This is a genomic window from Aerococcus sp. Group 1, from assembly GCF_000193205.1.
GTDB lineage: Bacteria > Bacillota > Bacilli > Lactobacillales > Aerococcaceae > Aerococcus > Aerococcus urinae_A.
The window spans coordinates 1,615,549-1,629,568 of sequence record NC_015278.1; the positions used below are offsets into that span (position 1 = coordinate 1,615,549).

Below are 14,020 nucleotides of genomic sequence, written 5' to 3' on the forward strand. Positions count from 1 at the left end.
CTTAATCTCCTATCCTTTGGCAATCTCTCTTACCACTGTTTCCATTTCCTCCACTTCAATCACCCGTTCAGGCCGGCTATCCGCTTCAAGGATGGCTTGGATTGCTTGGGGATAGTCCAAGCCATTGGCCGCTTGCACTGCTTCTAAGAGCTCTAAATCACTTAAATGACTGTCGCCCTCATCGATCGATTCTAAAACGGCAGCGGGGAATTTAAAAGGACTAGCTGTCGACACCACAATACTTTCACCCGCTAACTGGTCCTTCACCTTGCCTAGGCAGGCGGAAGCCACGGCCGTATGGGGGTCCATGAGGTAATGGTCCTCTTGGTAAACGCGCTTAATTTCTGCTCTAGTTTCAGCTTCATCACTATAGGCTCCAATAAAGCTATCAAAGGCCGCTTTCACTTCTTGACCTAATTGGTAGTGACCTTCATCCTGTAATGCAGCCATCAAGTCTTTGACCGCTTGACTATCCTGGTCCACGGCGTAATACAAGAGCCGTTCCAGATTACTGGAGACCAAAATATCCATCGATGGAGATATAGTCAACTTAAAGGGGCGACGGCGATCATAAGTTCCGCTAGTGAAGAAGTCATAAAGGACGGTATTATCGTTAGAGGCACAGACTAGGCGGTCAATCGGTAGGCCCATTTGCTTAGCATAGTAGCCAGCCAATATATTTCCAAAATTCCCGGTTGGCACCGTAAAGTTGACCAAGTCCCCTGCTTGAATAGCGCCCTGTTTCAGTAATTGCCCATAGGCATAGAAATAGTAAACCACTTGAGGGAACAAGCGACCGATATTCATGGAATTAGCAGAAGAAAATTGGCTATGGTTGGCTTGAAGTTCCGCTGCTAAGTCCTTATCATTGAAAAGCTCCTTGACTTTACTTTGAGCGTCATCAAAGTTCCCTTTGACCCCAAAGACATAGGTGTTGTCTCCTTTTTGAGTCAGCATTTGTTTTTCCTGAATGCTGGAAACCCCGCCCTTGGGATAGAAGACAATGATCTTAGTCCCAGTCACGTCTTCAAAGCCAGCCATAGCGGCCTTACCGGTGTCTCCTGAAGTCGCGGTTAAAATGATAATTTCTTCATCGCGACCCAAGACTTTTTGGGCAGCCTTCATTAAATGAGGCAGTAGGGATAAGGCCATATCCTTAAAGGCAATCGTTGGACCATGGAAAAGCTCCAAAAGATAGTGGTCTGATAAGCCTACGACCGGTGCAATCCGGTCATCATCAAATTTTTCATCATAGGCGGCTTGGATACAGGATTGTAAAATGTCCTTAGGGAAATCATCAAAATAGAGGCTTAAAATTTGAAAGGCTAGTTCCTGGTAGGACAACTTGCTCATCGTCTCCCAATCTCCTTCGTAATGAGGAATCGATTTAGGAACATACAGCCCCCCATCAGGCGCTAGACCTTGCAAAATCGCCTCTGTTGACCGAACAGAAAGCTGACTATTTCTCGTACTTGTGTATAACATGGATAACCTCCTAGGTAAGCAGATATTATTGCCGTTATTTTACCATACTTAAGCCTTGAGTTGGTCCATTAGGAATTAAAAACTAGAAGTCCTTATTATTCTCTAGACAGCCGAAAAAGCGAATAACAGGAAATATTTTTCAAAAAGACTACAACTCTTGGCCTTTTTATGGTTAAATAGAAATTGAAAAACTATGGATTCTTGATCTATTATGGCCCTTTGTGCTATAATTGAGTAGTTTTTAGGAATTCAAAGAATTCATAAAAGTAATAATCAGGAGGTAGAATGATGAAATTTGTAGCAAAAACGCGTGATGCTGCAGGGACATCCGCTTCAAAGGCTTTACGCCGTGAAGACTTAGTTCCAGGTGTCGTGTATGCTAGTGACCTAGACCCTATCAAAATTTCAATGGAACGCCCAGACGTGGAAAAAATTGAACGTGATTTAGGGACTAACTCAGTTTTCGAATTAGAAATTGAAGGACAAGGAAGCCGTACTGTTTTCCTACGTGAAATTTCTCGCGCAGCGATTAAACCAATCGTTTATAACATTAGCTTACAAGCGATCAAGAAAGGTGAAAAACTTGAGGTTAACGTTCCTGTATCTATCGTTGGCGAAGAGAAGCTAGCTAACCCTGCTGGTGTGGCAGCCATCAACGTCTACGAAGTTACCTTACGTATTGACCCTGCTAAAGCACCAGAATACTTCACTGTGGATGTTAGCGGCTTAGACATTAATGACAGCGTTACTGCCGGAGAAGTTAAATTCGAAGGTATGGAAGACGCTGAATTAATTACCGATCCAGAAGAAGTTATCGTATCAGTCAGCGCTCCAGATGACGAACCTGAAGAAGATGCAGAAGCAGCTGTAGCCGCTGAACCTGAAGTTATCGGCGAAAAAGATTCTGACGAAGAATAATCACTTCATACAAAAAACGCAAGCCCAAGTGGACTTGCGTTTTTCTTTTGCTTTAATTGATTAGAAGAACATTTTAGCTGCAACAAAGACCAGGGCAAAGAGTGCCACTGATCCAGCGAAGCAAACCGCAAAGACTTTTTGACCCTTTTCAAAGACCACTTTAAAGTTCACATTTACCCCTAAAGCAGCCATTGCCATCCCTAAGAGAATGTAGGCCAAGTCAACTAAGTGGCCCACAATAGCCTCTGATAGTCCTGCATAGGTCCCAATCGCTGAAGAAATAATAAAACCTAACATGAACCATGGCCATTGAATCTTGGCATGGCTATTGCCATCACTCCGGCGACTAGCAATATAAGAGAAAATCAAGGATACGGGGGCTAACATTAATACCCGTGATAACTTAACAATCACGGCAATATTTTCTGAAGCAGCACCCCCAGCAGCACCAGCAGCTACCGCATGGGCGATCTCATGTAAGGAACCACCAGCTAGGACTCCGAACTGAACATCGGTTAAGCCCATGACTGGACGTAAGAGCACCATAATCAAGGTAAAAATGGTCCCCAGAATAGCGACCACGGCAACAGAAATCACCTCATCATCCTCATCGGTTTCAATAATGGGTGATAGGCCGAGCACAGCAGCTGCCCCACAGATCCCACAACCAGAAGCAGAGAGGAGGGATAATTTGCGTTCAATTCCAGCAGCCTTAGCCAGACTGTAAATTAAACCAATCGTAAAGGCAATCACCACAATAGCTAAGGTAATGGTTTTTACCCCGTGTTGGGCAAGAACCTCCAGGTTAAGCCGGAACCCCATTAAAATGATCCCCAGGCGTAAGAATTTATTAGAGATAAAGCCTGATCCCCCCTTAGCAATTCCCTTTAATTGGCCAGATGCTTGTAAAACCATCCCAATAATTAAGGCAATCACTAAGTGACCAATTAAGGATAAGCCAGGGAAGCCAGATAGCCATTTAGCAAATAATGATACCAATAATAACAGAATAAATGAGAGCCAAAAGCTCTTCTTTTTTAAAATGTCCATATCTTCCTCCTTAAAATAATAAAAGTACCTCAGAAGTCGCTTCTTATAACGGAAAAGGCTTCCGAGGTAGCTATTTTATTAGACCATAGTTTGGTTAATTTGTCCAAATTTTTTTAAAGAAATTTAAAATGTCTTTCTTTAGCCTTTAATGGTTAGGCCAGTATCATATTTCTTGTCATCGATGATTAATTTGACCTTGTATTCGCTCTTATCGAAACCATATTTTGTTACTACCGTACGAGTTTCCCGGTCATCCTTAGGTAGGAAGGTTCCGGCACACATGGCACCACGATGTCCCTTAGCAGTTGAGATGAAGTAACGACGGGTATCTTCTTGACCTTCAAGAACTAACATGACTAATTGACCCTTTTCAAACATAGCTTCAAAGGTGAACATATCTTCTTCATCGGTTAGACGAACATCGACCTTTTCTGGAACTGGTTCATTGACTTCTTCAGCTGGAATGTCATAGTCCATTTGGGCGGTTTCACCTAAGTAACCAAGAACACGACCAGCACCTAATTGTAGGTCATATTCGCCACCCTTCTTAGAATATAATGGGAATTTCTCAGCCCGGTAGTAGTTAGAACGCACGCTTAATTCATATTCTTTAACACCATGGTTCCATTCAACGGTAATGGATTCTAATTTAGCATCAGGGTCTTCTTGCATAGCAAATGGTCCTAATTCTTTAGATGGATTGCCTTGCCCATCATAGGCAATACCACCGGAGTGGATGAGGTAATGGTCTTCATTGTAGTAAACCACGTTACAAATATATGGTGAGAAGAATTCATAGCCACGTTCTTTACCATATTGCCAGACTTGTTCAATTTCCATGGTTTCGGTATCAATCTTGTAACGGACCCCACGTGAATAAGATTCTTCTGGTGTTAGGTACTTGTCTGGATCTTGAGCCCCGTAGTGGTGGTTGTCAAAGCACATCACGTCCCCGTCAGGAGTAATTAAGTTGGCATGTTGTTCATATTGCCAGTCAAATTCGCCGTCACCCACTGGAGTGAAGAGATACTTGTGGTATTCTTCTGGCCAGCCATCGGGATCAGAAATAATCCAGTTAATTTCTTCAGTATCGAAGTCAATGTTAACCATGGCATTAACGTGACGACCAGATAAGGTTAGGGAATTGGTATGCTCGTCATACCAAACCGCATTGTTGTGGAACCAGTCTTCTTCTGACCAGGAGCCTGATTTTTGAGCGCCGGGTTTTAAGAAATCGATATAGTTAATGGTTCGTTTTACCACACCGGTATCTTTATCCACTACCACTAGTTGGTCTTCCACGGTACTGTTGTCATGGTTACAGCTAAGAGCAATGATATCGCCGTTTGGTAGGACACAGCAGTCGTGGTGGAAGCCGGTTGGTACCCGGTATTCGGTGTATATCTTACCTACTGCTGAGAATTCATACATCCCACTCATGAAGTATGGCATAGAGGTCAAGCGGTCACTGGACATGAGTAAATGACCATTATCTAGCACCTTAACGTCCCAGACCATCGGTACATCTAATTTCAAGCGCACGTCACCCGCATAGTCAACCGCAATGGCTAAGGCATAGTTAGCCGGGCAGAGGAACATGATATTGTCTTGCATATATTCTGGAGTAGTTTCAATCGAATTTACCAGGTCGGTCCCTTCCACTTCGCCCACCGGAATGGTCACTGTATGTTTTTTGGAAGGGGTTTGGTAAGGATAAATTTCCACCTTGTTTTCATATTCAGGATAGAGTCCCACAATCGGAAGAACATGTTCGGTGCCGACAGGGAAGGTTTGGAAGATATCTGCTTCTTCGGTTTTACCTAAGACACGAACAGTAATCGCGGTAGGTTCTTCAGTCTTGAAGAGAACCACTGCGGATAAGGGGTTAATGAGATAGGCATTGTATTTCACTAAGGGATTGTCTAAGGTATACTCGCCCAAGTGAAATTCTTCCAACATTGCCTCTTCGGCTTTTCTTTGCTTTTCAATCAGGTGTTCTTTATAGATATAGGTTGCTGTTTCTGTCATGATTATTCCTCCTCTAACATTTTTTCAATCACTGGTTTTTGTTGTAAGCCCGCTTTTCGGGTGATTTCATTACCGTCTTTAAAATAAACTAAGGTTGGATAGCCCTCGACGCCATATTCTTCTACGATGTCAGTATTTTCTTCAAAACTCACTTTAAGAATAGTCAGGTCATCCCCATGGCTTTTATTAATATCCTCTAGGATAAAACTTAGCATTTTACAAGGGCCACAGGTCTTAGAATAGAAATCGACCAAAACATTGCCCTCAGCAATTTCAGCTTTAAAATCACCTTGTTGGTATTCTTTTATCATCTCAACACTCCTTCATTCAATGTTTGATAGCTATTTGATGATGCAATGGTTAAAACTTTTACTAAGCCTTAACCCATCGCATGAGTCATGAATAATTTCTTGACATCAACTCCTTTACAGGTTATCCAAATTTTCTCTTGATTAATATGGGTCAGGGCCTTCCTTGTCATTTTAAAGAATCCCTCTGCTTCCATAAGGTGTAATTCTTGGTTTAGGCTGGACCGGCTGACCTTGATTAACTTGGCAAAAATTTCTTGAGTGAAGGGTAATTCCATGTCGGGTTTTATATCGCTCCGCCCAATTTCTAGAGAATTCTTGGAGGCAATCCAGTAACAAATCCGTTCACGAATAGTAGGGTAGTTCAAGCAGGAAATGATCCGCTGGGACTCTAAGCCCCGCTCAATCAAGTGGTGGACATAGAGCTCCATACCCAGACTATCTTCAAAAACAATGGCTTTAAATAATTTTGCCGGTATCCAGGTAACGGTAGTGGCGCGTAAGACCACTAAATCATAGGAATAGTTTAAATTCTCGCTAAAATAAAGGTATTCCAATAAGATTGAATTGGTAAAGAAGAGTGAGGTATTTAACTCCTTCCCTTCTGCCGAATAATTCACTGTTTTGAGTAAGCCTTTATCGACAATGCCAATTTCAGTAATCCGTGTTCCAATAGTCTCAATCATATCGCCCTTTTTATAGCTTTCCTGGCGGGTGTGATTAATGACTTTCTCATGGTTGAGACAGTAGTCAATAAATGATGTTGACATTTTCCCATCCCCCTGTATCTTTCAATATGGTTGATTTTCTCCTTTTTTAATACAAGCTGAGGCATGTCCGCTTCACGTCATCACTTAACTAGGCAGTAAGTCTTCTTGCCTTGCCAACTTTTCTTTCTCCTTGCCCGCTTCACCGAGTTTTCGATAAACCATGCCGGCTAGGGGTAGAGAAATAATTTCAATGATTAGGGCAGCGGCTGAAATTGTGATCTGTAAGAGATTAGCTAGCTCAGGATAGACGCCCATTAAATTATATGCAGCAATCCCGGCAAACATAATCGAGACTCCAGAGTGAGGCATCATAATGACTCCCATATACTTTTCCACAACTTTGGGCGCATGACTGATTTTGGCCCCTAGATAGCAACCCAAGTATTTGCCTAGGGCCCTAATCAAGATATAGGCCACCATAAGCATGCCACCGTCAAATAAGGCCGCTGGATTCAAATGAATCGATAGGTTAACAATGAAAATCATTAAGGCATAAGAGTGAATCGGTCCGAGATCCATTTGCAAGCTCGGAACTTTCTCAGGATCAACCACGTTCATAAAGGCACACGACCCGGCAATTCCGGCTAATAAGGACATCATCTGGGTTTCGGTGAAGACCTGCCAGTTCAAATAATTATCTAAGGCATAGATGACCAGCATGGTAAACAGATAAATTAGGAAACTTTGCTGTTTAGAAGTGTTCTTACCCACTAATTTTCCTGCAATCAGACCGATCACTCCACCTAAGAGAATCGGAGCTAAGATCATAATCAGTAATGAGCCCAAGACGGAAGTGGAACTTTCGTTTAGAACTGCTCCAATTACTGAAACTAAGGGGAAGAAGACAATATTAACCATCACTGAATTAAAAGCCGTCATCGATGGCACTGAATCAGATAAGGGGCCAGAACAATCATACTGTTCCACCACTGAGACCGGAGGGGCCGGTGCAGTCGCAATAGCGATCCCCCCAAAGAGTAAGGCAGCAATGATGGGTAGACCTAAGAGGTGTAAAATAAGGGCAAATGCTCCCGTCACCACTGCAAAGGTTACCACCAGGTCAGATATTCCCATGGCGAAGACTTTACTGATGGAATCCTTGATGTCACGGTAAACTAACTTATAGCCCACCATAGACCCCACTAGAATTTGCATCAGTACCATCAGTGATTGGTAGACCTTAGTTGAAACTAATTCAGGGCTTAAGAGATTTAGCCCGTGCTCTCCGAGAAACATGGCCACAATCAACCAACCAATGATAGCTGGGAATTTGATTTTCTTAACCAGTTCTCCGGCAAAATAAGCAATAAGCATTGCCAGTAAAAAACGAAGAACAAACACATAAAACACTCCTTTCCAATATTTCTACTTATTTTTTATTAATTATCAATCGTAAAAGCCTCCTCATTTTATCTGAAAAAATATAGTTCAACATTTCACATGCTTTCTTTTGAAAGTGTTTGCGCGCCAACAATTTCATAAAATCTTTCTTTTTATCAAAAAAGCAGTCTCAGTCAATAAAAAAGACGTCCTCTCAAAGGACGTCTCAGAAAAATAATTACATCTGATCAATTGTAAAAATTATAGGTAAGTTATCACTTAATCTTCTGGATTTAAGAGCCTGGGGGCATTATTAAATAATAAGGCTACCACTAATGCCCCTACTAGCCAGGTAAAGACACCAGTAGGTACATTAACAATGGTCGTATACCACCAAGCATTCATGCCTTCTGGCGCATAAGAAGACCAAAAGGCATAGCCAGCGAACCAATGAATAAAGTATTGGGCGACCATCCCAATAAAGGTTGCTGAAAAGATACCGATCCAAAGGCCTTTTTTATCCCCTTTTAAGCCTGCACTCTTCACCCGATTAGCGAAGAGTCCAGTTAAACCTGCTAACATAAAGGCGAAGAAGTATTCAAGGAAGACTTGGAAGGGAGTTAGAATCGTAGCTTGACCGGTGATTAATTGCAAAAGCCCAAACAGAAAGCCGGCAGCAAAACCGCTCTTTATCCCCCGTCTTAAAGAGATCAAGTAAATGGGAATAACGCCTAAGTTTACCCCAATACCTACTCCATTGGTTGTCGGCAAAAGTCCTAATAAATAAGCTAATACTGCTACCATAGCAATTTCCAATAAAATCCTTACTTGTTTACTTTGTCCCATAATAATTAAATCCTTTCTTAGCACAAAAACAGGTAAGAGAAAATGCCTCTTACCTGTTTTTTCGTGCACTTTCTTCCGCTAGTATTACCTAGTCTCAAGTTCAAAGGGTCTGTAAATTACATCTCAGCCATCAAGGCTCCCCTAGTAGCAACTATTTAATTATATATACTGCATCCTTACTGTCGAGTTCCCGCATCTTCACCCGAATTTTCTCTTGCCGGGAAGTGGGAATGTTTTTACCAACAATATCCGCTCGAATCGGTAATTCCCGGTGGCCCCGGTCAATGAGTGTCACTAAAGAGATCTTGCTTGGACGCCCATGATCCATCAAGGCATCCATGGTCGCCCGAATGGTCCGACCGGTCATGAGCACATCATCACAGATAAAGATATGTTTACCATTCACATCAAAGTCCAGCTGGGATAAGTCTTTGATCAGCTTATCCTTTTCCTGGTCGAGGTCATCACGATAAGCGCGGACATCTAATTCCCCATAAAAGACATCAGCCTCTTCTAACTGATTGATACGGTCCTTAATCCGGTTAGCAATAATAGCTCCCCGGGTTTTAATCCCCACGATGGCTAAATTAGCGGTACCATGGTTGCGTTCCAAAATCTCATAACTCATTCGCGTTAAGGCGCGCTTCATTTCTGCTTCGTTGAGAAGCTCGACTTCTGTTGCCAAGGCATCTCCCCCTTATCCTTTATTCTATTCACATTGTAGCGAAATATTGTGAAGTCTGCAATTATTTCTTAACCTTGAGCATCGTCAGGGGGATTGCACTTGCTTAATCCCCCCGGGTCAAGTATGCTAATAGCACATTAAGCGGAGGTAAATCATGTTCAATGCCGATTATTATTATCTAAAAATGAAAACCCACTACTTAAGCTTGCCCTATTCCGGCAAGAAGCGGCGGGTGCGCGTCCTACTCCCTAAAAATTACCAGCAGGAATCCGCATCCTACCCAGTCGTTTACATGCATGACGGACAAAATGTTTTTTACAGTAAGGAGTCCTTCCTAGGTTATTCTTGGAAGGTCATCCCCACCCTCAAGCGTAACCCCGATTTACCCAAGATGATTGTGGTCGGCATCGACAATGACTCTCAGACTCGGGCGGATGAGTATAATGCTTGGAGCTTCGAAAACCCTAGTGACCCTAAGGCAGGGCCCTTGGGCGGCTTAGGTAATGATTTTAGTGACTTCATTATGAAGGTGGTTAAACCCTTTATCGACCAAAACTATCGGACTAAAACCGATAAAAAACATACAGCCATGATCGGGTCTTCTTTTGGGGCCAATATTACCGCCTATATGGGAATTAAGTATGCCGATCAGATTGGCCGCTTGGGGATTTTTTCCCTAGCCCAATGGATAGCCCAAGAACCCTTTGACCGCTATCTCAAGTCGCAAAGCTTAGACCCCGAGCAAAAAATCTACCTCCAAGTCGGCAGCAAAGAAGGGGACGATACTGACCGTCTCTTTCTCCCAGGCAATATGGCCCAAGCCTATATCGATGCTTCCCTCCACTACCAGGCCTTACTTATAGCAGGAGGTATCCCGGTAGAAAATATTAACTTCAACATCTATGTGGATGAGGAACATAATGAATTTTACTGGGCCAAACACCTCCCCGACTGCCTCCGCTTTCTCAGTAGCGGCTGGTGAAGGTGTGAAAACGTTTTAAAAATTATTTTTAGGCTTTTCCGACTAAACTGCTCACAAATTCTGATATAATCATCCTTACAAGAGTTGTTGTGAGGAGGATATGCCATGAAGTTATTTTTCACCCAGAAAGCCATACAACAGTTACAAAACTTAGATCGTTTCCATAATATCTGCCTAACCACTTCCGATGAAACAGGTCATACCAGCCACAGAGCCTATCGTAGTCTAGTCTTACAAACCAATGCACCAAGTTTTGAAAGTTTTGATGAGGTCCTTGAAACGCATATCGGTCAAATCCATGTCACAACACAAGCCCTCAGCATGTTAGGCAATGATAACCGGATCGATTTTGATGAATTTCGGCAAGTTTTTGTCCTCTTAACCGACGATCAAATGGTCGATGATAATCTCTATTGTATCGATCATTAATACCGACTGGCTATTGATTAATCAAGTAATGACCCATAAACTAGAAGTTGGAAGCACTTGCCAACTTCTTTTTTTATGGAAAAGTACAAAGACTTCCCCCTCACTGATAAACAAAGCACTTAGGAGGTTATTATGACTCAAGTGAATTTACAGGGCTTCTACCGCCTCCCCTTAGAGGAACGTCTGGCCCGCTTAAATGAGCTCCACTATATTAGTGATGCAGAAAAGGATTATCTCAAAAATAACCAGGGTTTGCCCTTAGACCTGGCTGATAACATGGTTGAAAATCTCATTGGAACCTACTCCCTCCCCTTGGGACTGGCAATGAACTTTGTCATCAATCAAAAAGACTACTTGATCCCCATGGCGATCGAAGAACCGAGTGTCATTGCAGCAGCCAGTTACGCCGCTAAAATGGCTAAGGCAGGCGGTGGCTTCCATAGCGAGGTCTTGAACCGGCAAATGACTGGGCAAATGGTCTTCTTAGGCTTAGACCAAGCCAGTCAAGCCGAAACCTGGACTAGTTACATTAAAGACCACCAAGGAGACCTCATCCAAGTCGCTAACCAGGCACATCCTAGCCTCAGCCAACGGGGCGGTGGGGTGCGCCAGTTAGAAACGGCCTACTATCCCAGTGAAAGCGAGCCTTTTTTTGTGGTCTATATGACGGTAGATACCCAAGAAGCCATGGGCGCCAACATGATGAATACCATGCTGGAAGCCTTAGCCAGTCACATTGAAGCACTTAGTCAAAAGGATGAGTCACTACCCCGTCTAGAAAAATTAATGGCTATTTTAAGCAACTTAGCTACCCAATGTCTGGCTAAGGCGACTTGTCAAATCCCTATTGATGCTCTTGCTAAGCCAGGCCAAGATCCACAAGTAGTGGCTAAGCGGATTAGTCAAGCTAGCCAACTAGCCCAAGTCGATCCTTATCGGGCCACAACCCACAATAAAGGGATTATGAATGGGGTTGATGCTCTGGTCCTCGCTAGCGGTAACGACTGGCGGGCGGTGGAGGCAGCCTGTCACGCCTATGCCAGCCAATCCGGACAATACCGGGGCCTGGCCAAATGGGACTACCTTGAAGACCAAGGCCTATTAGCTGGAGAAATCACCCTCCCTCTTGCCTTAGGAAGTGTCGGCGGATCAATCAAAATTCACCCCGCCGCTAAACTCGTCCACCACTTACTCACTCAGCCCAGTGCTAGCGACTTAATGAAGATTGTCGCTGCCCTCGGCCTAGCTCAAAACCTAGCCGCTTTGAGGGCTCTAGTCATTGAAGGTATCCAAGCGGGGCACATGTCACTTCAAGCCCGGTCCTTGGCTATCGCTGTGGGTGCCCAGGGCGATGAAGTGGACCAAGTCAGTCAAGCCTTACAAAAGGCAAAGCATATGGATCGACAAAACGCCAAGGCGATCTTAGATGACCTCCGTCAATAGGCTCGAGATTTAAATAAGAGAAATTTCCGCTAAAAAAGGGACTGTCTGAGGCAGCCCCTTTTAAAATATAAACTCTTTAATCAAAACCTGCTCCAAGCGCAAGACAAGCGTCCACTTCACTAAAGGTCTTGCCTTCTGGCGCGCTTGTCGCACTCTTCCTTATTTACCATAAATGCGTTTATGATCTTTTAGGCCGAGTAGTCGGTAGTCATCTTGTTCGCCGTGGGCTGGAATGCTTTGCTGACTACCGTCACTAAGGAGGTCTTCTTGAAAGAGGGCTTCATATTCAGGAATGGAAAGTTTTTGTCGCTCAGCAAATTGTTGGCGGTGCTTATCTCCTTCCAAGTAGTCTTGGTAATTAGCTTCTAGGTTCATGGAGAAGAATTCGGCCATCGCTCCCGAACCGTAACTATACAGGCCAATGAGGTCACCTGCTTGCAAAGAAGTATCATTTTCCAATAAACTAATCAAACTGAGGTATAAGGACCCTGTGTAAATATTCCCTACTCGACGATTATAGGCCCGACTGGCTTCAAAGGATTCCTCCCACTCCCCTAGTGGTTCATCCTTAGCCTTTTGGGTGAGGTGTTTTAAACCTTTTAAGCCTAGTTTGGTGTAAGGAAGGTGAAAGCAGAAAGCAGCAAAGTCATCCAGCTGGTGGCCGGAAAGTGCCTGGTGGTCAGCCCAAACTTGGTCTAGGGTATTAAGGTATTGGTCATTGGAATAATGTCCATCCACATGGGCCAAGCGCGAATAATTAGGCCGCCAGAAATCCATGACATCAATGGTATAATAGCTAGCATCGTCATTGACACTAAGGATTCGGGGATTGGCAGTAATTAATAAGGCCACTGCCCCAGCGCCTTGAGTGGCTTCCCCTGCAGTGTTTAAGCCGTAGCGGGCAATATCACTGGTGAGAACCAGGGCCTTGGCTTGGGGGCGTTTAGCGATATGGTTGACGGCAGTCTGTAGGGCAAAGGTCCCCCCATAACATGCTTCTTTGACTTCGATACAACGCGCTTTGGGATTGATGCCTAATAAGTGGTGGATATAGATGGCCCCAGCCTTGGATTGGTCAATCCCTGATTCAGTGGCTAGAATCACTAAATCGATAGCCTTCTTGTCTTGGTCGGTCAGAATGCCTGCCGCAGCATTAGCAGCCATAGAAACTGTATCTTGAGACAAAGGAGCAAAGGCTTGCTGGTCTTGGCCTAAACCCAGCAGATACTTATTGGGGTCCGTTTGGCGTGCCTCAGCCAAGTCCCGCATGTCAATATATTGCTTTGGAATATAGAAATTATATTTATCAATACCAATTTTCATACTAGCAGTCCCTCGATTTAATTTATTGTTTTTAGTGTTATTCTTTCAGAAACTTAATTCTATCATAGTTTTAAGGGATATTTATTTTTAAGAGCTTTTTTAAGAAAAAACGAAACTTTTCCCTTTTTAGAGAATAGACCGACTCTGCTTATTCATTAAAGTCAGATCTACTTTATGATATAATTAAGAAAAGTTTGACCTGAGTCATAAAGGAGGAGAAATAATGGCAGTTACTAAAGCACAAAAAGCCCGCAACCGTAAAATTCTCTGGTACATTATCTTAATTGCTGGACTTCTATTCCAAAGCTACCTGCAACGTCACCAAGAAGACTAAAATAGTCATCGGTAAAACTTCGCCATAAACATGACGAAGTTTTTTTGTTCAGAAGCCTTAGAAAAATTTCCACAAAAAAGCTGCAGAAGCCTTTGCCTC

At 43.4% G+C, this 14,020-nt stretch carries 13 protein-coding genes and 1 riboswitch; of the genes, 4 read left to right on the plus strand and 9 right to left on the minus strand.

Translation table 11 applies throughout. The features are described 5' to 3' along the window. Positions 1–9: 9 nt before the first annotated feature. Positions 10–1,485, minus strand: a complete 1,476-nt coding sequence (gene thrC / locus HMPREF9243_RS07565; protein ID WP_013669930.1) for a threonine synthase — start codon at positions 1,483–1,485, stop codon at positions 10–12. 285 nt (positions 1,486–1,770) lie between these two features. Between thrC and HMPREF9243_RS07570 the strand changes: the two genes are divergently transcribed. Next, positions 1,771–2,403, plus strand: a complete 633-nt coding sequence (locus HMPREF9243_RS07570) for a 50S ribosomal protein L25 (protein ID WP_013669364.1) — start codon at positions 1,771–1,773, stop codon at positions 2,401–2,403. Between the two features lie 60 nt (positions 2,404–2,463). On the opposite strand, the gene HMPREF9243_RS07575 is transcribed toward HMPREF9243_RS07570, so the two are convergent. From HMPREF9243_RS07575 to pyrR, 7 genes are all read right to left on the minus strand, one after another. Next, positions 2,464–3,453, minus strand: coding sequence for a YeiH family protein (locus HMPREF9243_RS07575; protein ID WP_013668763.1), 990 nt, complete (start codon positions 3,451–3,453; stop codon positions 2,464–2,466). A 138-nt stretch (positions 3,454–3,591) separates the two neighbouring features. Then, positions 3,592–5,481 carry an aryl-sulfate sulfotransferase gene (locus tag HMPREF9243_RS07580; protein ID WP_013669561.1) on the minus strand — a complete coding sequence of 630 codons (1,890 nt, stop codon included), beginning with the start codon at positions 5,479–5,481 and terminating at the stop codon, positions 3,592–3,594. A 2-nt stretch (positions 5,482–5,483) separates the two neighbouring features. Then, entirely contained in the window at positions 5,484–5,792 is a 309-nt protein-coding gene (locus tag HMPREF9243_RS07585; RefSeq protein WP_013668698.1) for a co-chaperone YbbN, read from the minus strand. Between the two features lie 68 nt (positions 5,793–5,860). Beyond that, positions 5,861–6,559, minus strand: coding sequence for a Crp/Fnr family transcriptional regulator (locus tag HMPREF9243_RS07590; RefSeq protein WP_013670065.1), 699 nt, complete (start codon positions 6,557–6,559; stop codon positions 5,861–5,863). 84 nt (positions 6,560–6,643) lie between these two features. Beyond that, positions 6,644–7,900, minus strand: a complete 1,257-nt coding sequence (locus HMPREF9243_RS07595; protein ID WP_013668647.1) for a cation:proton antiporter — start codon at positions 7,898–7,900, stop codon at positions 6,644–6,646. A 258-nt stretch (positions 7,901–8,158) separates the two neighbouring features. Then, a complete protein-coding gene (gene thiT / locus HMPREF9243_RS07600; RefSeq protein WP_013669867.1) occupies positions 8,159–8,725 on the minus strand; it encodes an energy-coupled thiamine transporter ThiT in 567 nt (188 codons plus the stop codon). Between the two features lie 53 nt (positions 8,726–8,778). Then, a riboswitch (TPP riboswitch) is annotated at positions 8,779–8,878 on the minus strand. Next, positions 8,877–9,410, minus strand: a complete 534-nt coding sequence (gene pyrR / locus HMPREF9243_RS07605; protein ID WP_224783429.1) for a bifunctional pyr operon transcriptional regulator/uracil phosphoribosyltransferase PyrR — start codon at positions 9,408–9,410, stop codon at positions 8,877–8,879. (Overlaps the previous riboswitch by 2 nt.) A 154-nt stretch (positions 9,411–9,564) precedes the next feature. Between pyrR and HMPREF9243_RS07610 the strand changes: the two genes are divergently transcribed. From HMPREF9243_RS07610 to HMPREF9243_RS07620, 3 genes are all read left to right on the plus strand, one after another. After that, the gene (locus HMPREF9243_RS07610) at positions 9,565–10,392 is read left to right on the plus strand and encodes an alpha/beta hydrolase (protein WP_013669138.1); all 828 of its coding nucleotides are present in this window, start codon (positions 9,565–9,567) and stop codon (positions 10,390–10,392) included. Between the two features lie 105 nt (positions 10,393–10,497). Further along, a complete protein-coding gene (locus HMPREF9243_RS07615) occupies positions 10,498–10,821 on the plus strand; it encodes an iron-sulfur cluster biosynthesis family protein (protein WP_013668858.1) in 324 nt (107 codons plus the stop codon). A 132-nt stretch (positions 10,822–10,953) separates the two neighbouring features. After that, positions 10,954–12,264, plus strand: coding sequence for a hydroxymethylglutaryl-CoA reductase, degradative (locus tag HMPREF9243_RS07620; RefSeq protein ID WP_013668959.1), 1,311 nt, complete (start codon positions 10,954–10,956; stop codon positions 12,262–12,264). 159 nt (positions 12,265–12,423) lie between these two features. Here the strand turns inward: HMPREF9243_RS07620 and HMPREF9243_RS07625 are convergent, their stop codons facing one another. Continuing rightward, complete coding sequence (locus HMPREF9243_RS07625) at positions 12,424–13,587, minus strand: hydroxymethylglutaryl-CoA synthase (RefSeq protein ID WP_013669231.1); 1,164 nt, start codon at positions 13,585–13,587, stop codon at positions 12,424–12,426. Positions 13,588–14,020 lie beyond the last annotated feature (433 nt).